The 25,783-nt window shown below is 65.3% G+C and carries 20 protein-coding genes; 10 read left to right on the top strand and 10 right to left on the bottom strand.

What is annotated here, in order from left to right:
• Positions 1-2: 2 nt before the first annotated feature.
• Complete coding sequence (locus tag Z164_RS0115150) at positions 3-1,136, bottom strand: PilT/PilU family type 4a pilus ATPase (protein WP_024891531.1); 1,134 nt, start codon at positions 1,134-1,136, stop codon at positions 3-5.
• A gap of 91 nt (positions 1,137-1,227) precedes the next feature.
• Here Z164_RS0115150 and Z164_RS0115145 point away from each other — a divergent pair, with 91 nt between their 5' ends.
• From Z164_RS0115145 to Z164_RS0115100, 10 genes are all read left to right on the top strand, one after another.
• Positions 1,228-1,608 carry a DUF4398 domain-containing protein gene (locus Z164_RS0115145; protein WP_024891530.1) on the top strand — a complete coding sequence of 127 codons (381 nt, stop codon included), beginning with the start codon at positions 1,228-1,230 and terminating at the stop codon, positions 1,606-1,608.
• 4 nt (positions 1,609-1,612) lie between these two features.
• Positions 1,613-2,197: a hypothetical protein gene (locus tag Z164_RS0115140; protein ID WP_024891529.1), complete on the top strand. Its 585-nt coding sequence runs from the start codon at positions 1,613-1,615 to the stop codon at positions 2,195-2,197.
• A gap of 373 nt (positions 2,198-2,570) precedes the next feature.
• Complete coding sequence (locus Z164_RS0115135) at positions 2,571-2,792, top strand: HP1242/YdcH family protein (protein ID WP_024891528.1); 222 nt, start codon at positions 2,571-2,573, stop codon at positions 2,790-2,792.
• A gap of 183 nt (positions 2,793-2,975) precedes the next feature.
• The gene (locus Z164_RS0115130; RefSeq protein WP_024891527.1) at positions 2,976-4,352 is read left to right on the top strand and encodes a pyridoxal-phosphate dependent enzyme; all 1,377 of its coding nucleotides are present in this window, start codon (positions 2,976-2,978) and stop codon (positions 4,350-4,352) included.
• Between the two features lie 77 nt (positions 4,353-4,429).
• Positions 4,430-5,617: a cystathionine gamma-synthase gene (locus tag Z164_RS0115125; protein ID WP_024891526.1), complete on the top strand. Its 1,188-nt coding sequence runs from the start codon at positions 4,430-4,432 to the stop codon at positions 5,615-5,617.
• Entirely contained in the window at positions 5,571-6,452 is an 882-nt protein-coding gene (locus Z164_RS0115120) for an ABC transporter permease (protein WP_081770200.1), read from the top strand. The genes Z164_RS0115125 and Z164_RS0115120 overlap by 47 nt, the downstream gene beginning before the upstream one ends.
• On the top strand, positions 6,442-7,800 hold the full coding sequence (locus Z164_RS0115115; RefSeq protein ID WP_024891524.1) for an ABC transporter ATP-binding protein: 1,359 nt from the start codon (positions 6,442-6,444) through the stop codon (positions 7,798-7,800). The genes Z164_RS0115120 and Z164_RS0115115 overlap by 11 nt, the downstream gene beginning before the upstream one ends.
• Positions 7,797-9,443: a class I SAM-dependent methyltransferase gene (locus tag Z164_RS22555; RefSeq protein WP_024891523.1), complete on the top strand. Its 1,647-nt coding sequence runs from the start codon at positions 7,797-7,799 to the stop codon at positions 9,441-9,443. Before Z164_RS0115115 ends, Z164_RS22555 begins: the two co-directional genes overlap by 4 nt.
• Positions 9,425-11,710, top strand: coding sequence for a glycosyltransferase family 2 protein (locus tag Z164_RS0115105; protein ID WP_024891522.1), 2,286 nt, complete (start codon positions 9,425-9,427; stop codon positions 11,708-11,710). The genes Z164_RS22555 and Z164_RS0115105 overlap by 19 nt, the downstream gene beginning before the upstream one ends.
• Positions 11,711-11,718: 8 nt before the next feature.
• On the top strand, positions 11,719-13,980 hold the full coding sequence (locus tag Z164_RS0115100; protein WP_236621808.1) for a glycosyltransferase family 2 protein: 2,262 nt from the start codon (positions 11,719-11,721) through the stop codon (positions 13,978-13,980).
• Between the two features lie 800 nt (positions 13,981-14,780).
• Here the strand turns inward: Z164_RS0115100 and Z164_RS0115095 are convergent.
• The 9 genes from Z164_RS0115095 to Z164_RS0115055 are packed head-to-tail and all read right to left on the bottom strand — an operon-like array spanning position 14,781 to position 25,778.
• Entirely contained in the window at positions 14,781-16,205 is a 1,425-nt protein-coding gene (locus Z164_RS0115095) for a hypothetical protein (RefSeq protein ID WP_024891520.1), read from the bottom strand.
• On the bottom strand, positions 16,202-16,603 hold the full coding sequence (locus Z164_RS0115090; RefSeq protein ID WP_024891519.1) for a GtrA family protein: 402 nt from the start codon (positions 16,601-16,603) through the stop codon (positions 16,202-16,204). The genes Z164_RS0115095 and Z164_RS0115090 overlap by 4 nt, the downstream gene beginning before the upstream one ends.
• On the bottom strand, positions 16,603-17,892 hold the full coding sequence (locus Z164_RS0115085) for an NAD(P)/FAD-dependent oxidoreductase (protein WP_024891518.1): 1,290 nt from the start codon (positions 17,890-17,892) through the stop codon (positions 16,603-16,605). Before Z164_RS0115085 ends, Z164_RS0115090 begins: the two co-directional genes overlap by 1 nt.
• Positions 17,893-20,073 (bottom strand): hypothetical protein, encoded by a 2,181-nt coding sequence (locus tag Z164_RS22550; RefSeq protein WP_152540960.1) that lies wholly within the window; start codon positions 20,071-20,073, stop codon positions 17,893-17,895.
• 47 nt (positions 20,074-20,120) lie between these two features.
• A complete protein-coding gene (locus tag Z164_RS22545; protein WP_152540959.1) occupies positions 20,121-21,383 on the bottom strand; it encodes a hypothetical protein in 1,263 nt (420 codons plus the stop codon).
• 31 nt (positions 21,384-21,414) lie between these two features.
• On the bottom strand, positions 21,415-22,359 hold the full coding sequence (locus Z164_RS0115070) for an NAD-dependent epimerase/dehydratase family protein (protein WP_024891515.1): 945 nt from the start codon (positions 22,357-22,359) through the stop codon (positions 21,415-21,417).
• Between the two features lies 1 nt (position 22,360).
• Positions 22,361-23,089, bottom strand: a complete 729-nt coding sequence (locus Z164_RS0115065; RefSeq protein WP_024891514.1) for an SDR family oxidoreductase — start codon at positions 23,087-23,089, stop codon at positions 22,361-22,363.
• 2 nt (positions 23,090-23,091) lie between these two features.
• Positions 23,092-24,396, bottom strand: coding sequence for an FAD-binding oxidoreductase (locus Z164_RS0115060; RefSeq protein WP_024891513.1), 1,305 nt, complete (start codon positions 24,394-24,396; stop codon positions 23,092-23,094).
• A complete protein-coding gene (locus Z164_RS0115055) occupies positions 24,396-25,778 on the bottom strand; it encodes a UbiA family prenyltransferase (RefSeq protein ID WP_052338470.1) in 1,383 nt (460 codons plus the stop codon). Before Z164_RS0115055 ends, Z164_RS0115060 begins: the two co-directional genes overlap by 1 nt.
• Between the last annotated feature and the right edge of the window lie 5 nt (positions 25,779-25,783).

Below are 25,783 nucleotides of genomic sequence, written 5' to 3'. Positions count from 1 at the left end.
CGTCAGCCGGCGACCGGGCCGCTGCGCAACGGCTCCTCGGCGGAGAACACGTCGGCGTAGGGATCGTGCACGTCGCCGCCCTCGGAGAGGCGGAACTTCAGCGCCAGCCCGTCGCGGGAGTCGGCCGCCTTCAGCGCTTCCTCCAGGTCGATGCGGCCTTCCTTGTGCAGCCGGAACAGGCACTGGTCGAAGCTCTCCATGCCTTCCTCCAGCGATTCCTCCATCGCCTGCTTGATCTCGTGCACCTGGCCGCGGCGCAGCAGGTCGCGGATCATCGGCGTGTTGATCAGCACCTCGGCGGCCGGCAGCCGCCGCCCGTCGATGCCGACGACCAGGCGCTGGCTGACCACCGCGCGCAGGTTCAGCGCCAGGTTCATCAGCACGTTCTTGTGCGCGGACTCGTTGAAGAAGTTGAGGATGCGCTCGATCGTCTGGTCGGCGTTGTTGGAGTGCAGCGTGGCCAGGCACAGGTGCCCGGTCTCGGCGAAGGCGATCGCCGCCTCCATGGTGGTGGCGTCGAGGATCTCGCCGATCAGGATCACGTCCGGCGCCTCGCGCATCGCGTTCTTGAGCGCGTTGTGGAAGCTGTGGGTGTCCAGCCCGACCTCGCGCTGGTTGACGATCGACTTCTTGTGCCGGTGCAGGTACTCGATCGGGTCTTCGATCGTGAGGATGTGGCCCGGGGTGCTGGCGTTGCGGTGGTCGATCATCGAGGCCAGCGTGGTCGACTTGCCGGAGCCGGTGGAGCCGACGATCAGCACCAGCCCGCGCGGCGCCATCACGATCTGCTTGAGCACCTGCGGCAGTTGCAGCTCCTCGATGCTGGGAATCGTGCTGCGGATGGCGCGGATCACCATGCCGATCTCGCCGCGCTGCTTGAACACGTTGACCCGGAAACGGCCCGAATCGCGCAGCGACAGGGCCATGTTCAATTCCAGCTCGCGTTCGAACACCGGGACCTGGCCCTCGTCCATCAGCGAATAGGCGATCTTCTTGACCATGCCCGGCGGCAGGCTGGTGTGGCCCAGCGGATAGAGCCGGCCCTCCACCTTGATGTAGACCGGGGCGCCGGTGGTCAGGAACATGTCCGACGCGTTCTTTTCCGTCATCAGCTTCAGGAAGTAGCCGATGTCCATGAATGATCCCCCTGGCAAGCCCGGCCGCCCGTTGCGCGGCGGGCGGATGCTATCGACAATTGGCCGCGTGTTCCCCTTCCGGCGCGGACCGATGCTCACCACTTTCGCACAAATTCCGCGGGTCCTGCAGGCGCTCGCGCTCGCAAGCGTGCTGGCGCTCACAGCTTGCGCCAGCCTGCCGCCGCCGACGGCGGAACTCTCCACCGCGCAGCAGGCGGTGGCGCGTGCGACCGCCGCGGATGCCGACCAATACGCGCACGACGAGATCGAGCGCGCGCGCGCCTTGCTGGCCCAGGCGCAGTCGGCCATGGCCGCCGGGCGCGACCACGAGGCGCGCGACGCCGCGCTGGCGACGGCGGCGCTGGCCGACCTCGCCCATGCCCGCAGCCGCCAGGCGGTCGCCGACAACGAGTTCGCCCAGCACCGCGCGCAGATCGACGACCTGCGCCGCCAGCTGCAGCTCGAGGACTGAACCGATGAAGACCCTCCTGCCGATCCTCCTCGCCGCCGCGCTCGCCGCCGCGGCCCCGGTCGTCCTGGCCGACGACGGTGATGCCGCGCTGATGGCCCAGCGGCTGCAGGCGCTGGAGGCCGACCCGGCGACCAGCGGCTTCGCGGCGCTGGAGAAGCTGCAGGCCCGCCAGGCCATCGAGGCCTACCTGGGCGCCAACGCCCGTCAGCGAGATACCCTGCGCCGGGTGGCCGGGTGGCGGGTGGAGACCGCCGAACTGGCCGCGCGCACCGAAGCGCGCCGGCGCGAGATCGATCGCCTGGAGCGCACGCGCGCCGAGTTGCTGGTGGAGGCCGCCCGGCGCGAGGCCGACCGCGCCCGCGCCGAGGCCGAGCGGATGCGCGTGCAGGCGCAGATCCAGGCCGAGGAAGCCGCACGCCTGCGCGAGGCGGCGGATGCCGAGCTGATGGCGCGGCAGCAGGCCGAGAGCGTGCTGGAAGGCGTGGCCAGCGATCAGGCGGCCCGGCTGCGGGCGGCCCGCGCGCGCGAGGCCGAGCTGGCGCGGAAGGAAGCCGAGCTGCTGCGCCAGGCCGAGCAGGACGGCGACTGACCCGCCGTCGCCGTTGCGATGGCGTTCAATGAAATCACGAGTGGGGTGAATAGGCTGGGGGCGCGCAGGCACGCCACGTCGCGGCCCCCGGCGTCCGTTCCGTGTCCGCAACGTGCCCGGTCCCGCGCATGCTTGGCCCTTGTCGGTCTCTCGCTCTGGGAGTAGGGTCGAAGCCGGACCGGGACGTGCCGTCCCGCCCAAGCAGGCCATGACGACGACGCTCCCGACCCCCGCTGCGATTTGCGTCCAGGACCGAGCGGTCCGCGGCGAGGTGGCGGTGGATGTCCGTTTCCGGTCTGCTGCCCCGATCGCGCCCCGGCCCCTGGCCGGGGCGTTGTCGTTTCCACTCCAAGCGAGTACAGAGGAGGCTTCCATGTTCGAAGGGCAACCCCAGGCGGAGATCGAAGCGGTGTTCCAGGCCAATCCGGAGTTCCGGCGGCTGTACCACCACCACCAGGAGCTCGACAAGAAGGTCATGGATGCCGAACTCGGCGTGCTGCCGATCGACGAAACCACCCTGGCGCAGATGAAGCGCGAGAAGCTCCACGCCAAGGATCGTCTGATCCGGATGTACGACGCCCTCCAGCGGCATTGATGCGGCGGCGGGCCGCGGCACCCCGCGGCCCGCCAGCCCGGGCGGTCCGCCGCGCCCGCTCCGGCGGGCGGCCCGGCTCCTTTTCTTCCGCGGGCGACGCCGGCTTCCTCGTCGGCCGGCGCCGCCCGCGGGGAATCCGCGGCGGTGCGATAATCGCGGCCCCGCCTTTCCGCCGCGAGCGCCATGCCGATCCACGCCTCCGTCCTCGACCTCATCGCCGACACCCCGATCGTCAAGGCGCAGCGCCTGGATGCCGGCGTATGCGAGCTCTACTTCAAGCTCGAGAGCCAGAATCCGGGCGGATCGATCAAGGATCGCATCGGGCTGTCGATGATCGAGGCCGCGGAACGGCGCGGCGACATCCGCCCGGGCGACACCCTGGTCGAAGGCACCGCCGGCAATACCGGCATCGGCCTGGCGCTGGTGGCCCAGCAGAAGGGCTACCGGCTGATCCTCGTGGTGCCGGACAAGATGAGCCGCGAGAAGATCTTCAACCTCAAGGCGATGGGCGCGGAGGTGGTGCTGACCCGTTCCGACGTGGCCAAGGGGCACCCCGAGTACTACCAGGACCTGGCGGCGCGGATCGCCGCCGAGACGCCCGGCGCCTACTTCATCAACCAGTTCGGCAACCCGGACAATCCGGCCGCGCACGAACACGGCACCGGTCCGGAGATCCTGCGGCAGATGGCCGAGGTCGGCGGGCTGGACGCGATCGTGTTCGGCTGCGGCAGCTCCGGCACCATGACCGGGCTGTCGCGGCACTTCGCCGCGCACGCGCCCGGGGTGGAGATGATCCTGGCCGACCCGGTGGGTTCGATCCTCGCCGAGTACATCAACCAGGGCACGCTGAGCGAGAAATCGGGCAGCTGGATGGTGGAGGGCATCGGCGAGGACTTCCTGCCTTCGATCTCCGATTTTTCCCGGGTCCGCAAGGCCTATGCCATCAGCGACAAGGAGAGCTTCCTGGCCGCGCGCGAGCTATTGAGCGCCGAGGGCATCCTGGGCGGGTCCTCGACCGGCACCCTGCTGGCCGCCGCGCTGAAGTACTGCCGCGAGCAGACCGTGCCGAAGAAGGTGCTGGTCTTCGTGTGCGACACCGGCAACAAGTACCTCTCCAAGATGTACAACGACTACTGGCTGCTCGACAACGGCTTCGTCGAGCGCGAGCAGCACGGCGATCTGCGCGATCTGATCCTGCGCCCCTACAGCCGTCGCGACACCGTGGTGGTCGCCCCGGGCGACCTGCTGATGACCGCCTACCAGCGCATGAAGCTGTACGACGTCTCGCAGCTGCCGGTGATGGACGGCGAGACGCTGGTGGGCATCGTCGACGAGAGCGACGTGCTGCTGCACGTCTACGGCGACGAAGCCCGGTTCCGCGATCCCGTCTCCACCGCGATGGTCAGCAAGCTCGACCGCCTGGATGTGAACTCCCCGATCGAGGCGCTGCTGCCGGTGTTCGACCGCGGCCAGGTGGCGATCGTCGTGGACGGCGAGCGCTTCCTCGGCCTGATCACCCGCATCGACCTGCTGAACTACCTGCGCCGGCGGGTGCAGTGAGGCCGTCCGCATGCTGAACGGAGGATCCGGCCCGCGCTGCTAGAATCCCGCCACTTCACCGGAGTCCCCCATCCGAAATGTCTGACCAAGAGCCACGGCGCCAGGAGCGCGCGAGCGAGCTCTCGCCGGCCACGCTGGCGATCCACGGCGGCCAGCGGCCCGACCCCTCCACCGGGGCCGTCATGCCGCCGATCTACGCCACCTCGACCTACGCCCAGACGAGCCCCGGCGAGCACCAGGGCTTCGAGTACTCGCGCACCCACAACCCGACCCGCTTCGCCTACGAGCGTTGCGCCGCGGCGCTGGAGGGCGGCAGCCGCGGCTTCGCGTTCGCCTCCGGGATGGCGGCCACCGCGACCCTACTGGAACTGCTGGACGCCGGCAGCCACGTGGTGGCGATGGACGACGTCTACGGCGGCACCTACCGCCTGTTCGAGCGGGTGCGTCGGCGCAGCGCCGGGCTCGAGGTGAGCTGGACGGACCTGAGCGACGCCGCCGCCTTCGAAGCGGCGATCCGCCCGGAGACCCGCCTGGTCTGGATCGAGACGCCGACCAACCCGATGCTGAAGCTGGTCGACATCGAGGCCATCGCCGCGGTCGCCCACCGGCGCGGACTGCGGGTGGTGGTCGACAACACGTTCGCCTCGCCGATCCTGCAGCGGCCGCTGGCGCTGGGCGCCGACCTGGTGCTGCATTCGGCGACCAAGTACCTCAACGGCCATTCCGACATGGTGGGCGGGATGATCGTGGTCGGCGACGACGCCGAGCTCGCCGAGCAACTGGCCTTCCTGCAGAACTCCGCCGGCGCCGTGCAGGGCCCGTTCGACAGTTTCCTGGCCCTGCGCGGGCTGAAGACCCTGCCGTTGCGCATGCGCGCGCACTGCGAGAACGCCCAGGCCATCGCCGAGTTCCTGGCCGCGCACGACGCGGTGGCGCAGGTGATCTACCCGGGACTGCCCTCGCACCCGCAGCACGCGCTGGCCAAGCGGCAGATGTCGGGCTTCGGCGGCATCGTCTCGGTGCGGCTGAAGGGCGGCTTCGAGGCCGCGAAGCGCTTCTGCGAGCGCACCGAGCTGTTCACGCTCGCCGAATCGCTCGGCGGCGTGGAGAGCCTGGTCAACCATCCCGCGGTGATGACCCACGCCTCGGTGCCGGAGGCGCGGCGCGCCCGCCTGGGCATCGCCGACGAGCTGGTGCGGCTGAGCGTGGGGATCGAGGATGCGAACGACCTTATCGACGATCTCGACCGGGCGCTGGGGGGCTGACGTGCATTCGAGTTCGATCCATCCTCCGGTCCTCACGCTGACGGGGCCGTTCAACGCCTGGCTGAAGCATCGTTCGCTCACCATCGAACTGGCCCGGCGCGACGTGCTCGGCCGCTACCGCGGCGCCAGCTTCGGGCTGCTGTGGTCGCTGATCAGCCCGTTCTTCATGCTGGTGGTCTACACCATCGCGTTCGGCTACATTTTGCGCGCGCGCTGGCCCGGCACCAGCGGCAACACCGCCGACTTCGCGATGCTGCTGTTCATGGGCCTGATCGTGCACGGCTTCTTCGCCGAGTGCTTGACCCGCGCGCCGTCGCTGATCGTGGGCAATGCCAATCTGGTCAAGAAGATCGTCTTCCCGCTCGACGTGCTGCCGTGGACAGTCGTGCTCTCGGCGCTGTTCCACACGCTGACCAACTTGCTGGTGTTCCTGCTGTTGAACCTCCTGTTGCGCGGCGAGATCCATGCGACGGTGCTGTTGTGGCCGCTGGTGATCCTGCCCCTTGGCTTGGTGGCGTTGGGCGTGATCTGGCTCGTCTCCTCGTTGAGCGTGTTCCTGCGCGACATCGGTCAGATCACCGGCGTGCTGGCCACCGCGATGCTGTTCCTGTCCTCGGCGATCGTGCCGGTGGACACGCTGCCGGCGCGCTACCAGGTGATCTTCCGCCTGAATCCGCTGACCTTCATCATCGACCAGACGCGGGAAGTGGCGTTCTGGGGGCGGGCGCCAGACTGGGCGGGGCTCGGTGCCTACGCATTGGGGGCGCTGCTGTTCGCTTACTGTGGCTTCGCGGTGTTCCAGAAGACGCGTCGGGGGTTTGCCGATGTCCTCTAACGGCCTCGTCGCCGCGGCCGCCGGCGAAGATCTGATCATCGATGCCCGTGGCCTGGGCAAGTGCTACCACGTCTACGACCGGCCCTCGCATCGCCTGTTGCAGGGCCTGTTCGGCGACAGCCGGCGCTACTACCGCGAATTCTGGGCGCTGCGCGGGGTGGACCTGCAGGTGCGCCGTGGCGAGACGCTGGGCATCATCGGGCGCAACGGTTCGGGCAAGTCCACGTTGCTGCAGTTGATCGCCGGTACCCTGTCGCCGACCGAGGGCTCGATCCAGGTCCGCGGCCGCATCGCCGCGCTGCTGGAGCTGGGCAGCGGCTTCAACCCCGATTTCACCGGGCGAGAGAACGTCCACCTCAACGCTTCGATCCTGGGTCTTTCGGCCGCAGAGATCCAGGCGCGGATGGAGGCGATCCTGGCCTTCGCCGATATCGGCGAGTTCATCGATCAGCCGATCCGAAACTATTCCAGCGGCATGGTGATGCGGCTGGCGTTCTCGGTGATGGCCCACGTCGACGCCGACGTGCTGATCATCGACGAAGCGCTGGCGGTGGGCGACGCGTTTTTTACCCAGAAGTGCATGCGCTTCCTGCGGGAGTTCAAGGAGCGCGGCACGCTGCTGTTTGTCAGTCATGACGACGCCTCGGTGAGCGGCCTGTGCGACCGTGCGATGTGGCTGGACGGCGGCACCCCGCGGGGCTATGGCCCTTCGCGCGACGTGGTGCAGATGTACCTGGAATCGGTGATCGCCGCGCGCCAGGGCGAAGCGGGGGTGCGCACCGCCGGCGGCACCGGCGAGTCGGCCGAGCGCGAGCGCTACGACATGCGCCGCGACTGGATCAACCGGACCAACTTGCGCAACGACATCGAGGTGGTGCCGTTCGACCCGGGCACCCCCGGTTTTGGCGAAATGCGCGCGCGCATCGGCGACGTGACGTTGCGCGACGGGGGCGGCCGCGAACTCGCCTGGTGCGTGGGCGGCGAATCGGTACGGTTGGAGGTTGAGGTGATCGCCGATGCGCCGGTGACCCGGCCCATCGTCGGTTTCTATCTCAAGGACCGGCTGGGCCAGCTGCTGTTCGGCGACAATACCTACCTCACCACGCTGGGCAATCGCGTCGATGCCGGCGCCGGCGAGCGCTTGCGCGCGGTCTTCGAGTTCGAGATGCCGCGTCTGAAGGCCGGCGACTACTTCATCACCATCGGCGTGGCCGACGGCGGCAGGGACGACCACGCGGTCCAGCACTGGGTGCACGAAGCCCTCGCGCTGAAATCCAACTGCCAGTCCTGGTCGATTGGCATCCTCGGTCTGCCGATGGCGCGCATCGCACTGGAGAAGGTCCCATGAGCGGGGAGTCCACGAGCGGACGCTTCCGGCTGGAAGCGCATCCGGTGGTGCTGCAGAAGCCCCGGGTCGCGCAGCCGTACTCCTGGGTGGGACACATTCCCTTCGCCTACCTGGTGGTCGATCTCGTGCGGCCCGACGTCCTGGTGGAGCTGGGTACCCACACGGGCAACTCCTACCTGGCGTTCTGCCAGGCGGTGGATCACCTCGGTCTGGCCACGCGCTGCGTGGCGGTGGATTCCTGGCAGGGCGACGATCATGCGCAGCGCTACGGCGAAGGCGTGTACGCGACGCTCAGCGCCTATCACGATCCGCGCTACGGCCGCTTCTCCACCCTGAGCCGTAAGTTTTTCGACGAGGCGGTGGGCGATTTCGCCGACGGCTCGATCGACTTGCTGCACATCGACGGGCTGCACACCTACGAAGCGGTCAAGCACGACTTCGAGACCTGGCTCCCGAAGCTGAGCACGCGCGGGGTGGTGTTGCTCCACGACAGCGCGGTGGCCGAGCGCGACTTCGGCGTCGGGCGGTTCCTGCAGGAACTGTCGGCGCGTTACCGCACCTTCGAGTTCCGCCACAGCAACGGGCTGGGCGTGGTCTTCGTGGGCGAGCAGCAACCGGCGCCCTTGGTGGCGTTCGCTGACGCGCTGGAGGCCGACCCGCAGTTGGGTGCGTTCCTGGCTGCGATGGCGCCGCAACCCGGCGCCGTCGGCGACGCGGGCTCGGGCGTGGAGGCGTTCGAGGACGTGCGCGTCTACTTCGGCCAGACCGGCAGCGACTATGCGGAGACGCGGCAGAGCTGCGCCAGCCGCGACCTCGCGGCCGGCCCGGCGGTCTTGCGCCTGTCGTTGGAACAGGCCGGTGCGTTTTCGCGAATCCGCATCGACCCCGCCGAGCGTCCCGGTATCTTCGGCATCGCGCGCTGCGCGCTGCTGGCCGAGGACGGCGCAGTGCTGCGCGAGATCGAAGGGCTGGAGCGCCGCGTGCTGTCGGTGGGTGGTGTCGGGTTGCCGCCGGCTGCGCCCAACTGGGTGCGCTGGGGCGCGCTGGACGCAGACCCGTTCGTCGAGCTCGATCTGGCGGATGCGCTCGCGGACCTGCCGCGTCCTCCCGCAGCGCTGGAAGTGACGCTCGACTACGAGGCCATCGTGACCGACCCCGCAGGCGCGAGCGTACTCAAGGTGGTTCGCGACTCCCTGTCGAAGGGCTTGCAGCGGCGGCAGCACCTCCAGCACATCGAGAACATGCTCGGCACCGCGCTTCACGAACTGCGGGAGATGGCTGCAGCGGCCCGGGACGATTCGGCGACCCTGGTCGCGCTGCGCACCGGACAGGACGAGTCGCTGATCGCGATGGACGCCTTTCATGAACGTCTGTCGGACATCGCGGGCTCCGTACAGGGCATCGGATCGGACACGTCTGCGCTGCGCGACGCCCTCGCGTCGTTGCAGCATGCGGCCAACGGGGCCGCCCAGCATGCCCTGAACCGCGTCGAGCGCGACGAGGCCCTGGCGGCCGAGACCACCGCGCGGCTCGAGGTGTTGCAGCAGGCGGCGCAGGATGCCCTGGCGCGTCTCCAGGCGGCACAGGATGCCTTGACGCATCTCCAGGCGCTGCAGGAGCGGCGATGGTGGAAACCGCGGTGACGCTGGCCGGCTCCGATTCCGAACCAGGCGCATCGATGGTGTCAGGCGCGCGCTGGCCCGACGGCTTCGTCCAGCTCGAGCGTCGCGATGCGGACGAATGGGACAGCCTGGGTGAAGACCCGCAGTTCCTGTACGGCTTGCGACCGCCGCTGCCGGCCGGCTGGTACCGGCTGCGCGCGACGCTGCGCGCCGTGCGAGACTATGTGGTTGACCCCTGCCTCTACGTGGACCTCGGCCGGGGTTTTGGCGAGGATCAGCGCATGCCGCTGCGCTACGACCCGAGGACCGGCCGTCTCGACGCGATCGTGCGCTTCGACGGCGAGGCCTGTCGCCTGCGCTTCGACCCCACCACGACGGCCTGCCGCTTCGTGTTCGGTGGCCTGCGCTGGGACCGGCTCGGCGAGGCGGAGGCGACCTGGCTGATGGCGCGCGCGCTGGTGCGCGGCGGCGCGCCGGACCCCTACCACGCCGCGCGCCTGTGCGAAGGCCTGCGCGCCTCGCGGCGGGAGGACGGACCGGCCGCGGCGCTGGAACTGGCCTGGGCCGAGTACCGCGGCGACGGTGAGGCGCAGGACGACGCGGCCTATCTGGACTGGATCCGGGCGCAGGAGCAGCCCGCGCTCACGCAGAGCGCGCCTCCGCCTGCGAGCGCCGGCGCGCCGACATTCACCGTCGTGCTGCTGCCGTCCGGTAGCCGGGCGGGCCAGGAGGCCTGCCTCGATGCGCTGCTCGGGCAGTCCTATCCGCATTTCGAGATTCTGGTGCCCCGGGGCATGGCCCGGCCCGACGTCGCCGGCGCGCCCGTCGTGCGTGAGCTCGACGACGAGAGCGCCGCCTGTCCGGGCGCGAGGCAGGCGAGCGGCCGCTACCTGACCTGGATCGACGGCAGGCAGCGGATGCCCCCGCACGCGCTGGCCAGCGTGGCACGGGCACTCGAGTCCTGCCCGGACGCGAGGTTGCTCTATACCGACGAGGACTTTCTGGCCACCGATGGTACCCGCCGCCGGCCCTACTTCAAGCCCGCCTGGGACCCCGACCTGCAAGCGCAGCACGACTACGTAGGGCCGTCCTCGTTCCTGTCGCGCGCATGGCTGGTGTGCTGGCTCGATGCCGCGCGACCGTCGCGCGCCTGGCGCTACGCCGCCATCCTGGCGGCTGGTGCCGAGGCGGGTCCGGGCGGCGTCCTGCACCTGCCAGTGGTCGCCCGCCACCATCTCGGTCCGCCGGGCGAACCGGCGGCGCCGCTGGATGCGTTCGCCGCCACCGGCGACATGGACCGCGCGCTGACGATGCATCTCGCGCGGACGGCGCCGGAAGCCGAGGCCGTCGCGCAGGGCGCGGGGCGGTCCACGCGTGTGCGCTATCCGCTGCCAGATGGCGTTCGCTGCGACATCGTCATCCCCACCCGCGACCGCGTGGACCTGTTGGCGGTCTGCGTCGACAGCATCCTGGCGCTCACCGATGGCGCCGACTACCGGGTCACCATCGTCGACAACGGCTCGGTGGAGCCTGCGACCCACGCCTACTTCGAGCGCGCGCAGCAAGATGCGCGCGTGCGGGTGCTGGCCTACGACGCGCCGTTCAACTATTCGGCGATCAACAACTTTGCAGTGTCGCACTGCGAGAGCGACATCGTCGTGCTGCTCAACAACGACATCGAGGTCATCGACGGCGGCTGGCTGCGCGAATTGGCTTCACAGGCCTGCAGGCCCGGCGTCGGTGCGGTGGGCGCCAAGCTGCTGTATCCGGATCGGACGCTGCAGCACGCCGGGGTGATCCTGGGCGTGAAGGGCGTCGCCGCGCATCCGTATGCGCGCCGTGGCCGTGGGCATCCGGGCCAGTTCGGGCGGGCGCTGGCGGTGCAATCGATGTCCGCGGTCACCGCCGCCTGCCTGGCGGTGAGCCGCAGCGTCTTCGACGAGGTCGGTGGGCTCGACGAGTCGCTGGCCGTGGCGTTCAACGACGTGGACTTTTGCCTGCGCATCGTACGTGCGGGCTATCGCAACCTCTGGACGCCGTATGCAGAGCTGCTGCACCACGAATCGGCGAGCCGGGGCTACGAGGACGACCCGGTGAAACAGGCCCGCTTCGCCTCCGAAGTCGAGACGATGCAGCAGCGTTGGGGCGAAGCGCTGGAGCGGGATCCTGCATACAGCCCGAACCTCTCGCTGAGCGGCCGGGCGTTCACCGTCGATCCGCTACGGGAAGCGGATTTCACGCCCAGAACCGCGGCGCTCCCGATGCCGAGCTCCAAGGACGAATCATGAGCGACCCCATGTCCTTCAACCTGCGACCGTTCAACCAGCTCGAGCCCGTCGGACCCGCCGGCGCGCAGCCGCAGCGCTGGCGCGCCGCCGGCAACGACCCGTCGTTCGATGTCGAACTGGCGAACGGCCCGCTAGCTGGCGGGTGGTACGAAGCCCAACTGCGGCTTAAGGTGTTGCGCGGCCGCCTCCACGCGCCCTCGCTGTATCCGGACTACGCGCGCGGCTATGTGGTCGAAGCGGAGCGGCAAGTGCTCCCGCTCTCGGACGCGCGTCCGGGTGCTCATTCGGTCTCGCAACTAGTGCGATTGACTTCAGACGTCACCCGTCTGCGCTTCGATCCCAGCGTACTCCCATGCGAATTCGAGATCGAGGCGTTCACGCTGCGGCGGCTCAGCCGAGTGGAGGCTGGGCGCTACATGTTCGGCCGGGTGCTGGGCTCGCGCGAGGGGCTGGGCAAGTTGCGCTTCTCCGCGGCGACGTTTGCCGATCTGCTGCGGGGCGGGCCGAGGCTGATGGCCGAGCGGCTGTACCACAAGTACGCCACCTACACCGCCGACAGCGACTTGTCCGACTATGCGATTTGGGTCGATTTTTACGACGACTGTTCCCCGGAGGGGATCGCGCAGGCTCTGGCGGCGATGCCGCCGCTGGAGCGCACGCCCAAGTTCTCCATCGTGGTGCCCACCTACAACACCGACGAGCGCTGGCTGCGCGCCTGCATCGATAGCGTGATCGCGCAGGCCTATCCGCACTGGGAGCTGTGCATCGCCGACGACGCTTCGCCGGATTCCACGGTCTGGCGCACGATCGAGCAATACGTCGCGGCCGACAGTCGCATCCGCGCAGTCCGGCGGGAGACCAACGGCCATATCGCGGCGGCCTCCAATAGCGCGTTGGAGCTGGCTACGGGAGACTACGTCGCGCTGCTCGATCACGACGACGCGCTCCATCCGCTCGCGCTGCAGCACTGCGCGCTTGCGCTGCAGCAGAATCCCTCGTGGCGGATGCTGTTCACCGACGAGGACAAGATCGACGAAGCAGGCAGACGCTCCGATCCATATTTCAAGTCGGACTGGAATCCGGACCTGTTCCTGTCGCAGAACTGCGTCTGCCACCTCGGCGTCTATGCGCGCGACCTGGTGACCGAGATCGGTGGGTTCCGTCAGGGCTACGATGGCGCACAGGACTGGGACTTGGCGCTGCGGGCGGCCGAGCGGCTGCGTGCCGACGAGATCGGCCACGTGCCTCGGGTGCTCTATCACTGGCGCATGATCGAGGGCTCGACCGCGCTCGCACCGGGTGAAAAGAACTATGCGCATCTCGCTGCACTACGGGCGATCCAGGACCATTTCGACCGCACCGGAACGCGTGCCACGGTGAAGGAGATTCCGGGCTTTAGCGGCTACTATCGCACTGTGTATGAGATTCCAGATCCCGCGCCACTGGTTAGTATCCTCATTCCTACGCGCGATCGGGCGGATCTGCTGAAGCAGTGCATCGACTCGATCCTGGAACGGACCGATTACCCGGCCTTCGAGATTTTGGTGATCGACAATGGTTCGCGCGAACGGGCGACTTTCGCTTATTTCGCAGCGCTGGAGAAATTGGGCAACATCCGTGTCCTGCGCGACGACAGTCCCTTCAACTACTCCGCACTCAATAACTGCGGCGCGCGTGAAGCCAAGGGTGAGTTGATCGGGTTGCTCAACAACGACGTCGAAGCAATACATCCCGAGTGGTTGTCAGAGATGGTCTCGCACGCGCTCAGGCCCGAGATCGGCGTCGTAGGCTGCATGCTCTACTACCCTAACGACACCATCCAGCACGCCGGTACTTTTCTCGGGATCGGCGGCGTGGCGGGCCATGCCTACGTCGGCATGTCGCGCGGCTATCCCGGCGACAAGCACCGCGCTGGCCTCGTTCAGAACGTCAGCGCGGTGACTGCGGCGTGCGCCGTGGTGCGTCGCGAGGTCTTCGAGCAGGTCGGCGGACTCGACGAACAACTGGTCGTGGCCTTCAACGATGTCGACTTCTGCCTGCGGGTGCGTGAGGCCGGTTACCGCAACCTCTGGACGCCGTTCGCAGAGCTTTACCACCACGAATCGGCATCGCGTGGCTACGAAAATACGCCTGAGAAAATCGAGCGTTTCAAGCGCGAGGAGCGTTTCATGCAGGAGCGGTGGGGCAAGCTCTTGGAGCTCGATCCATACTATAATGTTAATTTTAGCTTGGTGGATGCGCCTTTTACTCTGGCATATCCGCCCAGATAATCATCTGGCTGAGCGCGCCTTTGGAGATGTTGTAATCGGTTCTGCGGCGTGACGCGATGGAAATGCCAGTTCTGTGCCCTGCCAGTACATTGCTGGCCCGCAGTTCGGATTCTAGACGACGCTCAGTAAAGGGCCTGGGGACTGGCCTGCGCGCTTGGTCGTACAAATCGCTCCAACTGACTGGTCTCCAGCTCGTTCGGAAATTCGTCGGGCTCTCGCGGACTAGGTCGATCTTATCTCAAAAAACCGTTAACTGAGGATCTTCCATGCGCTACCGTTGTGCCGTGCTTGCTTCTGTTCTAATCGCGATCTTTGGCATTGGCTGCTCTAGGCATGAAGCGCCAGTCCCCGAAACGCCCGTAAGCGGGGGCGGAGGCGCCCAGGCAAACTCTTACTCCCCCCCGCCCGGCCTCGTCGCCGGAGGGAACTGCGCGTTGGATGCGGTCGGTGGCGTGAGCCCGGCGGAAGCGCGCCCGCGATCAGGCGAGACATTGGTATTCGCGGGGTGGGTCAGTGATGCCGATGGCAAGGCTCCCGATCGCGCGTATCTTGTTCTGGTGGGGGGCGCGAGCTCCTTTCAGTTTAGAATCCGGGTCGGCGATTCCAGGCCGGATGTGGCTGCAGCTTTTGGAAATCCAGCCCTGGGACTCTCTGGTTACAATGCGCTCATCAATCTGGTGAACGTGCCGCCTGGCTCGTATCGCATATCCATTCTCATGACAGATGCGGCGCCGGTCGAATGTTCTCCGGGGGCGGAAATCACTATCGACCCGTAGCCAGTGATCAATCTTTTGCTGCGCTCAACTGCCAGCGGGCGCGTCTTCGGGCTCTGCCGAGGGCGGCGGGAGTGGCGATGTCCAACCAAGCGCCTGCCTGATCGAGTGGTTATCCAGTAACGCTTTCAGGCGTGTGTGGTCAGGGTAGGGGAGGGCGAAGAAGGGTACGTCGAGCGCAGCAGGATCGTTGGAGCGGAGATATCGAAGGGTGTTGGATTGCTGTACTGCCAACGCTTCCGAGCGCGTACGCAATTGTTGGAAGTCAGCCGGGGTGCGGGCCAAGAGACCGCCTATCAGGACGGCGAAGAACGCCACTGATAGTGTCGCTGCCGGAATGCGCGTGCGCCACGGTTCCCTGAAGCATCCGGCGAGCATGGACAAAGCGAACCAGGCATTGGCGAAAAGGCCGGGTATTAGGAGTTCGACATAGCGGGAGGGCACCTCGACAAGGCCTTCGCCGCGGCCCGCGCCGATCGCGAGGGCTTGAACGAGGCTCCAGCCATAAAGTCCCGCCATCACAAGGTCGGTGCGCGTCACCGTCTTGTGCGCCGCCCGCCAGGTCAGGGCCACCGGTGCCGGGAGCCACAGATAGAACATGGCCCAATGATAACCAGTAATTGGCCATCCAAGGAGATGATTGAGCGCATCGAGAACAGCGATCGCAGTTTTCGGACGAAGGATTTGGTGCTGAGGAATCTGCGGTGTCGTGGCATAAGCCGCGATAGCCATAGCGAGGAGGAGGACGCTGGTGACCGCGGCAGGCCATCGCCGGCCCGGTAAGAAGACGCACGCCATCGCGAGAACGCAGGCCGCCACAAGCGGCGTGATCAAGCCAGACGCCATGGTGAGACAGGCGAATGCCGACAATAGAAAAATGCCCCCTGCTGCGAGTACGTTGCTATGGTGCCGTGCCGCTAGGATCACCGCCGCGATGCTGGCCGCGAGCATGAAGTAAAACTGGCTCTGGAACCCCACCAGGGTGTTCTCCCATGAGAAGGGGAGCACGGAAAACAGGAATATGAGCGCGGCTAACGCTTTGTGGACCAAGGTCGGGCGACCGCCGTAAGAGCCAACGGTCGCACTCCAAAGCAGCATTGCTGGAATCAACCCATAGATGCATGCGCTCAAACGCGCCTCGTCCATGTTGCTCCAGCGACCGGTGAGCTCGTACAGCACGATGGTGACCAGTTTGGTCGGGAGGATCCGGTGCTCATTGTGGGCGCGCAACAGGTGTTCCATGCCGAAATGCCCTTCGATCCAAGGACGGAGGACATGGTCTGCCTCGCCATCCCATTGATCCCAGAACGGCATCGGAGAGGAAAATAGTTGTACGTAGACAAGCCGGACGAAGATGGCGCAGAGTGCAACGATTCCGACGAATAGCCAAGGGCGCGCAGTAGTCTCGTGGGCCGGGCCTGGCCCCGTCCTTGCACCAGTGTGCACCGTCATGCCTTCCGACTCCTGAATGTCAGCGCCCTGTGCCCTATGTAGCTGGTGACCACAGGCACCGCGACTCCGAACGCGTGCGCAACGGTCTCCGGATAAAAAGTCATGCCGATGACGGGGAACAGCCAGCGTGCCAGCAGCAGGCTTATCGCGAGTGTCTGCAATACCGCGAGTATATTGACCAAGATGAACCACGTCGCTTGTGAGTGCAGTGAATTGTCCGCGTGTGTAAACACGAAACGGCGATTCAGCGCGAAGGCGGCGGCCATCCCTATGCAATAGGCAACTGCTATCGCCGCGGTGTAGGGAAGTGCCAAGCTGAGAATGATGCGGGAACCGAAGTTCGCGATCGCGGCGACGCCGCCGGCCAAGATGAATAACAGGAATTGACGGGACGCCATCAACGCAGGGCTACCTCGGCAAGACGGCGACCTACGTCGAGGCTTTCGGAAATCGATCGGTCCTCCGGGTAATAGTATCCGGTATCCGCCATGTAGAACCCCGCAATCGGCGACTCCATCGGGGGAAGGGCACCCTGGAAGCCGGGCGGACAGATGGTTTGCGCGAACTCGTAGCGATGGCAGCTCGTCGCCATCACCCAACTGGGATCGAAGGACGAATTGAGCATTGGCAGATAGCTCACCACCTCGTCGATCAGAGCTTGGTCTGTACTCTTCCACTTGGGGTGCGTCTTCGGCATGTAGAAGGGGGCGTAAAGAATATGTTGCTTCCCGTCCAGTGGATTCAAGTTGCTGTACTCAATCACTCCAGGAATTTCAATCCGCGAATCGCTTATGTTCATCCAGAAATTATCGGAAATAGCGTGCCTGAGCTTGAGGATCACACAAGCGACAGGGATATTTTCGATGGACTCGATCTTTCTCCGGTAGTCTTCAGGCAGCGTGGGAACCATGCGCGGCACATACTGAATCGGAGATGTAGAGAGCACGCCGTCATACGCAGCCCAGCCACGGGCCGACAGAATGCCAGTGACTTTCCCGTCCTGGGTGGTCACTTCCTGGACCGGGGCGGCCAGTAGAATGCGCCCTCCGCGCGCCTGGATATCGCCCGCCAGGGCATCCAGTACGAGATCCGAGCCTCCTTCTAAGTAGCCCAGGCTCTCCTTGAAAAGGCTCTCTCGCGACAGCGCGATACGCTTGATCCGGGTGCCGATCCAACTCGCTGACAAGTTATCTGCGTACTCGAAGAACTTCAGCCGGAAGGAGTCTCTCCACATTACTTCGTATGCGCCATCGCCAATCCATTTACGAATCCAGGCCCCTGCTTCTTCCTTGTCGAGCGCACTCCAGTCCCGGATCCCCTTCGTATGCATGACATGCAAGGCGTAGCGTATCTTTTGTATCGGGCTTAGGTGCGGAAACGCCAAGAGGGCGAGCGGCGAGCCCCATTTGTAGAGCTTGCCCCGATAGAAGTAGCCCATTTTTGTGTTCGTCCACTTCAACCGATCGGATAGGCCGTAGCGCTTCAGGAGATCGAACAGGGGGTAATCGGTCCGGCAGACGAAATGATAGTAGCGCTCGATGTCGAGCCCGTTGAAGTCGAAATGCGCGGACATGCCGCCGATGCGGTCGTCACGCTCGTAGACATCGACATTATGGCCGGCATCTATTAGCGCGGTCGCAGCTCGCAGGCCCATAGGGCCGGAGCCGATAACGGCAAAACGTGTCATTCAATTAATCCTTGGGTGCGATCGGGGAGTGTGTATGGTGCTGCTTAGAAAACCACCGAATATCAGGGTGCCAAGAGTAAAAACACCGGCCACGTAAAATCCGTGCAGCACGACTGCGGAATGAGCGCGGTCGAAGGCGAATACATATAAGGCGAGAAGGATGCTGCACAGCGCGAGACTGCGGAATAGGCCGGGCGCCGCATGCCATGTCAACGTCATCACAATCAGCATCGCGAGCATCGGTAATGCATAGGCGCCCTGGTGCACGGAGACCGACCCGGGCTCGAACATCGCCGCGATCCAAACGAGCAATCCGCAGCAGGTCGCCAAAAAAGCCGCCATGAATCCAGGAGGCACGCGGCGACGTCGTGCAAGTAACACAATCAAAGCGAGGGCTGCCACGGCGGGACCGAAGAACCAAAGCGAGTGGGAGAAATGGAAGAAGCTGCCAGCATAGAGCTGTTCCCACGCAGCTCGATGGGCCATGGGATCGCCGAAGCTCTTCATTAGTTCATAGAGAGCGCGGAAAAAGTCCACCGTTCCTGTCGCGATGTGTCCGACGTTCTCTAGCCGGCCTTCCAGCCATGTCCTTGGAGTGAGCTCGGAATACGAGTCAGCGAGCGTTTCGCCGAGAGACCGGTCGTCGACGTCGATCTGTCCAGCGAGATGCCACTTTGCCAGACGATCTCCGGGCGGGTCTATGTATCGCTGATATAGCATCCACGGGGCGTATACGGCCAGCGACAACGGCGCGATGGATAAGAGAGGTCGGAACGCGGTCTTGGGCTGCAGGGCGAGTGCGGCGACTGTCGTGCCCAACAACGCAAAAAGCGCGCCGCCGTGGGACAGCATCGCCAAGCCTGCAGCCAGCGCGGCGGCCAAGTTCAGCCATCGTGAGGACATCTGTGCGTTCCGGCCAGAGAACAGAGCGATGTGATAGATCAGACAGAAAGTCGCGGCGAGGAGCTTTGGCCAAACGAAGAGCGTGTTCACGAGGAAGATGGGGCTGAACACGACCGCGGCGATCGCGAGCACGCTGTCGCGACGGCTGGAGAACCAGGCTGCCAGCATATGCCCCATGGGCACAAGGATGAGACATTGCAACCAAGTTGCAAGGGCTTGGTACCAGACGCCGATAGGCGCGAGCTTGGCTGGCAAAAACATGAGATAGAGGCCGGCCTGCAACGGTGGACGATCACTGCTCAGCCAATCGCCTACCATAGGCGTGATCAGCGAACCCGACTCCAGCATTTGAGCGAGAACAAGCGGTAGCCAATTGTCGACCGGCAGGCCGGCCCAGCGGGTCGCCGGTACCTCCCAGCTGGCGCCATCCCACTCGAAAGGGTACAAGCCGAGCCAGAGAACAAATGCGGCAGCGAACGTCACAGGCATGAAAGCGGTGCTCTCATCAAGCCAGCGAGCCACAGGCCTGCGCCTCACCTTTGCGGCCAGGTAACATGCCGCCGGTGCGACCAATAGTACGCTCGAGGTAGCGAAGCCGGCGGCAGGGGATGCCCACCACGCAAAAAAAGAGACTGCGCCGGCACCGCCAAGGACCAGAATCGCGCAGGCCGCTCTCCAGCCTGGCATGCCGACCCGCCCAGCAACTAGGGTCGACGTGGTGGCACACCATAAATGAGCCAGGGCCAGCGGCAATGCTAGCGCCAGCGCACCGAGCAGGATGGTTTTGGTCGAAGTATGCCTGGCTACGCCTAGTCCAATCCATCCGCCAAAGCCGGCGGCGTTGTCATCCGCCACGATTTTAAACGGATGCGGCTGGAACTCCGGCGGAACCTCCAGCACCGCTGACGTCCACGATTCCTGGCTGTTGGGAAGGGTTATGGGGTGGATGCCGGCGGGACCCTGGAGAGTCAGCTCGATACCTTCCAGAGATGGGTAGCCGGCGTATAGAAGCGGAATGGCGGTCGTGCCCGCTGGAACTTCAGTGGACTGGATGCGGCCCGTCCAGGCGTCGCCATTATCACAGTACGAGATGCGTCCCGATTCGAGTCTGCTATCGTCCGCTAGGTAGGGTGAGCTGGATGTGGCGCAGCCACCCTCGAATTCGACGGCTACGGGTGACGAATGCGCGGGTCCCGCGAAATGCATCGCCACTGCAAGGAACACAAGATAGGCCGACAGGCGAACGAAGACGCCAGCCACGAGCCGGTGGGTCGCCATGGGGGCTATTCCTGTTCTCGGCAGATGCGGGCATGAACCGACATCGATCAACTCCGCGATCGCGCGAAGGCTCCCTGGCTGATCAGGCGTGCACAGTCAGAGGGGCGGATCTTGAAGTGCCAAAGCTGGTCCCGATGTCCGGCGAAGTGGATTGGCAGTAGGTATTCGTCGCCACGTGACGCCGCGCACTCTGCTAGCTCAAGGCGCCAGTCCATGGGGTGATGGCCGCGGGGCGCATGAGCGCCGAATGCCTGCGTGCTCGCGAGAAGTAGAGACAGGAGAACACCAGCAAAGATCCTGTGGGAGATCGATGCCACCTGCAGCAAGGTCCAGCTGAGCAGGATGTAGGGATAAAAGAAGTAGCGTGGTCCGGCGAAGAAGGGGTCGATGATCTCCACCGGCGCGCGGGCGATCGAAATCACCACAGAAACCACGAAAGCGCCGGCAAGGACGACATGCGTCCATTGGATCTCGCGCCATCTGGATGCCGCCCCCGCCAAGAGCGCTGCCAAGACTATTCCAGACAGCGCCAAAGCCACATTGCCGGAGGCGGGCCACCATACGAAATACCCTAGAAATTTCTGAGCCACTGCAAGTATCGATATGTGCTCAGGCAGGCCGGCCCCCGGCGTTCCTGTGGACTTAATAAAATAGTATTGCAGGCCGGCGCCGCCAGCCATGCAGATTAGCAGAATCCACTCACTTGGGCGGCGTCTCCATAACGCATTGATCACGAATAGCGGTAGTAGTGCGATGACCAATGGTGATGAAAGCGCACCAAGTGCTGAAATTGTTAATCTGAGCGGGAGCTTCCCGGCATCGGGGCGCCAAAGCAGGGCGGGAATCAGTAATAGTGACCCCCACCAGAATGCATAATGCGAGGTCCCGAAAACTTCGGAATCAGTGGGGATGACGAGCGGCGCAATGGCGCAGACATACTTCCAGCGCAGCGTGGTCGGTGCATAAGCGATGCAGCATAGGACCAGCCACGTGAACACTATCGTGCCGATCATCGCCAGTTCCGGATAGTAAAGGCCGGAGATCCAGAGCGCGGCGAGCTGGATCAGCTTCGAGGGTAGAATGAGATAGCCCGCGACGGGCTCACCCAAATAGCGCCACCCGTGCTCGAGATACTGCTTGAGGCTGACGGTTCCATCTTCGACCCAAATGTAGGGCGAAAAAAACTGATCGGGTCGGCGAAAGTATAGAACGACAACGACAAGCGCTAGCAGGAGCGCCGCCGATGCCGATTTTCGTGCCCACCACTCCCGCTGATCGGTGGTCGGGCTAGGATCCTTCAAAATATGCATCAGTTGGTTCGGCTCTTGAACGGCGCCCTGGTCATCGCTTCAGCACGATGCTCGAATACGTGGGGTGGGTATAGCTTTCGAGGATGGCGTCTTCGAATGGCGTTTGTTTCACGCCAAAGACGGCCTCCGTATCAACCCCCTTGAAATCGTCTCCCGCGCTTAACGCCTTCAGTTGGTCCGCGGTGAACGGCGGCTTGGTGCTGAATAGGGAATAGGTGCGCAGCAGAAAGGCGAACAGCCCGATAGGAATGTGCACGATTATGGTACGCAGGTTTTTGGCTCGCTTGATGGTGCGGATGATGTCGACATAGTCGATCCTTGTGGCACCGACGATATCGTAGATCTCGCCGTCCGGTTCCCGCTCGATGCACTTGACGATGCAGCGGCAGAAGTCGCGCTCGTACAGCGGCTGCCGCATGAATCGTCCGTCTCCCGGGATCGGGAACACCGGGGTCCGGGCCATGAAGCGCGATAGCCAGCCGAGGTGCTTGGGGTCGAACCAGCCGAACATCAGCGTGGGACGCAGCACGCAATGGCGAAGCCCGCTGGAGACCACCATTTCCTCCTGAGCACGTTTGGTGTTGGTGTAGTCATCGACAGCCACCGAGTTGACGACCGACGAACTGATGTGCACCAGGTAGGGCACGGCAGCCGCTTTCATGGCGTCGAGCACGTGCCGGGTCGCGGTCAGGTTGTTCCTGTTGAATATCTCGGTCGTCTTCCCGGTAATCTGCGCATGCAGTTGCACCACGCAGCTTGCGTCCCGGAACTCTTCCGACCATTCCCCGGGTTCGGCGAGATCGGCCAGGACGGTGCGAACCTGCGGATGCAGGCCCTGGAGGATGCCGAGATTGTGCGCGTGTTTGTCGATCGCGACCAGCCGAGTATAGCCCTGCTGTTCGAGCTCAACGATCAGGTTCTGGCCTACCAGGCCGGCTGCGCCGGTGATGACGATCTTCGCGTGCTTGTCGGTCATGTCAGAGGCGGATCCTGCGGAAGATTGGCTCGGGGATGGCGCGGATGACGTACATGATCGCCCACCAGAACGCGGGCAGATACACCACGGCCTTGCGACGATCGATCGCCCGGACGATGCCCCGTCCCACCCTGTCCGGCGTCGCCCAGAGCGGCCCCTTTTGGAAGGACGCAGTCATGGGCGTATCGACGAAGCCGGGCTTGACGGTCAGCACGTTGATGCCGGACGGGCGCAAGCGTTGCCCCAAACCGCTCAGGTAGGCGCTGACGGCTGCCTTGGCGCTGCCGTAAAGATAGTTGCTGGCACGCCCCCGGTCGCCGGCGACGGACGAGATTGCGGTGAGCGTGCTGCCGGCCCGGAGTCGTTGGGCCAGCGCGGCGCACAGCGCGATCGTCGCCGTGCCGTTGGTCTCGAACTCGCGCAGCGCCAGATCCACCGATGCGTCGCACGCGTCCTGGTCTGGAAGGGTGCCGTGGGCGATCAGGGCCACATCGACGCCGCCCAGCTCGGTCCAGGCGGCGTCGAGCGCTTGGCCGTGCTCGTCGACGTCGTTGACGTCCAGGATGCCAATGCTGACGCGGGCGCCGCGCGTGCCGAGATCGTCGGCGATGGCCTGAAGCCGCGCGTGCTGGCGGCCCAGCAGATGGATGGCGGCGCCGCGGGCGGCGAAGCGCCTCGCTGCGGCCTCCGCGATCGCCGACGTGGCGCCGATGATGAGAACGCGTTGCATCTCTACTCCATGACTCGGCGCCAAAGGCCGGAGGAAAGGCGTGGATCGACGAAATCGCGGAAGTCGGTCCAGCGGGGGTACGCCCGCCTGAACGAAGCGCCCGGCATTCTCGCATCCTTGGCAGGATAGATCGCGCCTCCTGCCTCGTCGACGATGCGATCCAAGCGTCCGAGCAGTTGGAGCACGCTGTCTCCGGTATTCGGGAAATCCAGTGCGAGCGTGGTGCCGGCGCGGGGAAACGACAGCATGCCCGGCGAGGGGCGGCCGCCGAATTCCTTCAGCACCGCGAGGAAGGAGCCGCTGCCGCTCTTGGCGATCTCGGCGAGCAATGCGGCGATCCCTGCGTGCGCCTCCGATGGGGGCAGCACACACTGGTACTGGAGGAAACCGTTCGGTCCGTACATGCGGTTCCAGTCCCGGATGCCGTCCAGCGGGTAGAAGAAGGGCAGCAGGTGGCTCGTCTGCCGCTTGCGCGGCGCGGGCTGCCGCCAGTAGTAGGCGGCGTTGAAGGGCCGCAGCGTCAGCCGGTTGACCATCGAAACAGGCGGGGTCAGCGGGATCGCTAGTCCCTGTCCAGGGGCGGGCGGCCGCTTGGAAAGCAGCTGCGTCGCGTGGTCGGCGCGGGTGAAGTGCCCGCGGCCGCAGGCGTGCCCGCTCGCCAGGCAGTCGATCCAGGCGACACTGTACTCGAAGCGGTCGGCGCTCTCCCGCGAGAGCGCGAAGAATTCGTCCAGATTGCCGAAGCGGACGTTCTCCGTCTCCAGGTAGGGGCCGGGCACACGTCGCAGCTGCAGTTCGGCCCAGGTGACGAGCCCGGTGAGCCCGAGGCCCCCCACGGTCGCCTCGAACCATCCGCCGGACGCCCCGGGAACGAGGTTCCGGCGGCTGCCGTCGCTGCGCAACAGCTCCAGCGAGCGCACATGATGGCCGAAGGTGCCGACGCGATGGTGGTTCTTGCCGTGTACGTCGTTGGCGATGGCCCCGCCGACCGTCACGTAGCGGGTGCCGGGCGTCACCGGCAGGAACCAGCCCAGAGGCAAGACCAGTTCGATGATCTCCGCCAGGGTGACCCCGGCCTCGCAGCGCAGGATGCCCGTGGCCGGGTCGAAGGCGATGAAGCGGTCCAGCCCGCGCGCATGCAGCAGCGTGCCGCCGGGATCGAGGCAGCTGTCGCCGTAGCTCCGGCCGTTCCCGTGGGGCAGTGCGTGTCCGTCGAAAGCGGGCATGGCGGCGTCGCGGTCGACGAGCCGCACCATACGCTGCTCGACGCGGGGATATCTGCCCCAGGACTCGCCTGCTCGCGGCATCAGATAGCGCTCAGCAGGAAGATGCCGCAGAGCGCGACAACCACTTGGCTGACGCGATCGGTAGCGGCGAAGACGATCGGGTCGTCGTGCATCTGGCCGCGATGGGCCACGATCCACACACGGCTCACCCAGTACAGCAGGACTGGACACAGCAGCCACAATGCCTGGGGCCGGGTATACAGCTCCAGACTCTGCGGGCTATTGATATAGAGCGCCATCACCATGACCGCGATGTATCCGGAAGCCGCGCCTAGCGATTGGAGGAGCGGCAGGTCTTCTACGGAATAGCCTCTGCCGCTCGCCTTGTTCTTTCCGCTGGCCAGCATGGCGTGCAATTCGGTATACCGTTTGAGCAGGGCGAGCGAGAGGAACATGAACATCGAGAACGCCAGCAGCCAGAACGACAGCTCCGCGTCGATGGCGACAGCGCCGCCGATGATGCGCACCGTATAGAGCCCAGCGAGCATGACGACGTCGATCATTACGATGCGCTTGAAGCGCAGCGAATATGCCAGGGTGAGGACGTAGTACGTCAACAGCACAAGAGTGAAATTGAGTCCGCACGCGATGGAGAGGGCCAATCCCGCGAGCGTCAGCGCTGGCGCTGCGAATATCCCCTGCAGAAGCGGCAGATGTCCGGCTGCGAATGGGCGTTGCCGCTTGCGGGGGTGCTGCCTATCCGGGACCAGGTCGAGCAGGTCGTTGAGCACATAGACGCCGGATGCGCACAATCCGAAGGACACCACTGCGATCATGGCCTGCCAAAGAGCGTCTGGCTCGAACACTCTATGCGCCATCACCAGGGGCACCAGGACCAGCAGGTTTTTCAGCCACTGGTGCAGGCGCAGTGCCTTGAGCCAAGCCTTTGCTCGGGCAGGCGCTGGCCAGTGGGCATGAACGCGAGTAAGACGCGCAACGGCCTCCGCAAGCGCGGTGTCGTTATTGACGACCCAGGCGCCGGATGCGTGCCGCCAGACTTCGAGGTCGACGCGGCCGTTGGCCACATAATCAAAGTTCTTTTCGCCGAATGCGTCCACAAGCGCTTGCGCTTTGTGTGATCCGGCGAGATTGCGTTGCCCATCGCTTGCGATGACCTGCTCGAAGAGCCCAAGGTGCTTGGCGATCGGCTCCACCAGCAGCATGTCTGACGCAGTGCAGAGCACTCTGGGCCGTTGTGTGGTCGTCCTCAGGAGTTCAAGCACTGCCGGGTTGTAGGGCAGGGCATCGGGTGGGAGCTGTACGCGCCGGGCGAGCTCTCGCTTGAGCGCTGCTTTACCCCGCAACAGCCATAGCGGCAGCATCAGGAGATAAAGCGGGTTGCGCGCGAGCAGCGCGAGCAGCTGGCCTCCTCGCGGTTGTCGGGCGTGGCCGCGGGCGGCCACCGCGG

Source organism: Luteimonas huabeiensis HB2 (assembly GCF_000559025.1).
In the GTDB taxonomy this organism is placed as follows: Bacteria; Pseudomonadota; Gammaproteobacteria; order Xanthomonadales; family Xanthomonadaceae; genus Luteimonas; species Luteimonas huabeiensis.
This window is presented reverse-complemented; position numbering and strand designations above follow the sequence as displayed.

Excerpts from the sequence above, each read along its gene's own strand:
- Z164_RS0115120 (WP_081770200.1), top strand. The coding sequence starts at position 5,571 with ATGCGAACGACCTTATCGACGATCTCGACCGGGCGCTGGGGGGCTGAC.
- Z164_RS22550 (WP_152540960.1), bottom strand. The coding sequence starts at position 20,073 with ATGGCGACCCACCGGCTCGTGGCTGGCGTCTTCGTTCGCCTGTCGGCC.
- Z164_RS0115140 (WP_024891529.1), top strand. The coding sequence starts at position 1,613 with ATGAAGACCCTCCTGCCGATCCTCCTCGCCGCCGCGCTCGCCGCCGCG.
- Z164_RS0115100 (WP_236621808.1), top strand. The coding sequence starts at position 11,719 with ATGTCCTTCAACCTGCGACCGTTCAACCAGCTCGAGCCCGTCGGACCC.
- Z164_RS0115105 (WP_024891522.1), top strand. The coding sequence starts at position 9,425 with ATGGTGGAAACCGCGGTGACGCTGGCCGGCTCCGATTCCGAACCAGGC.
- Z164_RS0115070 (WP_024891515.1), bottom strand. The coding sequence starts at position 22,359 with ATGACCGACAAGCACGCGAAGATCGTCATCACCGGCGCAGCCGGCCTG.
- Z164_RS0115095 (WP_024891520.1), bottom strand. The coding sequence starts at position 16,205 with ATGACGGTGCACACTGGTGCAAGGACGGGGCCAGGCCCGGCCCACGAG.
- Z164_RS0115065 (WP_024891514.1), bottom strand. The coding sequence starts at position 23,089 with ATGCAACGCGTTCTCATCATCGGCGCCACGTCGGCGATCGCGGAGGCC.
- Z164_RS0115085 (WP_024891518.1), bottom strand. The coding sequence starts at position 17,892 with ATGACACGTTTTGCCGTTATCGGCTCCGGCCCTATGGGCCTGCGAGCT.
- Z164_RS0115090 (WP_024891519.1), bottom strand. The coding sequence starts at position 16,603 with ATGGCGTCCCGTCAATTCCTGTTATTCATCTTGGCCGGCGGCGTCGCC.
- Z164_RS22555 (WP_024891523.1), top strand. The coding sequence starts at position 7,797 with ATGAGCGGGGAGTCCACGAGCGGACGCTTCCGGCTGGAAGCGCATCCG.
- Z164_RS0115150 (WP_024891531.1), bottom strand. The coding sequence starts at position 1,136 with ATGGACATCGGCTACTTCCTGAAGCTGATGACGGAAAAGAACGCGTCG.
- Z164_RS0115115 (WP_024891524.1), top strand. The coding sequence starts at position 6,442 with ATGTCCTCTAACGGCCTCGTCGCCGCGGCCGCCGGCGAAGATCTGATC.
- Z164_RS0115145 (WP_024891530.1), top strand. The coding sequence starts at position 1,228 with ATGCTCACCACTTTCGCACAAATTCCGCGGGTCCTGCAGGCGCTCGCG.
- Z164_RS0115130 (WP_024891527.1), top strand. The coding sequence starts at position 2,976 with ATGCCGATCCACGCCTCCGTCCTCGACCTCATCGCCGACACCCCGATC.
- Z164_RS22545 (WP_152540959.1), bottom strand. The coding sequence starts at position 21,383 with ATGCATATTTTGAAGGATCCTAGCCCGACCACCGATCAGCGGGAGTGG.
- Z164_RS0115125 (WP_024891526.1), top strand. The coding sequence starts at position 4,430 with ATGTCTGACCAAGAGCCACGGCGCCAGGAGCGCGCGAGCGAGCTCTCG.
- Z164_RS0115135 (WP_024891528.1), top strand. The coding sequence starts at position 2,571 with ATGTTCGAAGGGCAACCCCAGGCGGAGATCGAAGCGGTGTTCCAGGCC.
- Z164_RS0115060 (WP_024891513.1), bottom strand. The coding sequence starts at position 24,396 with ATGCCGCGAGCAGGCGAGTCCTGGGGCAGATATCCCCGCGTCGAGCAG.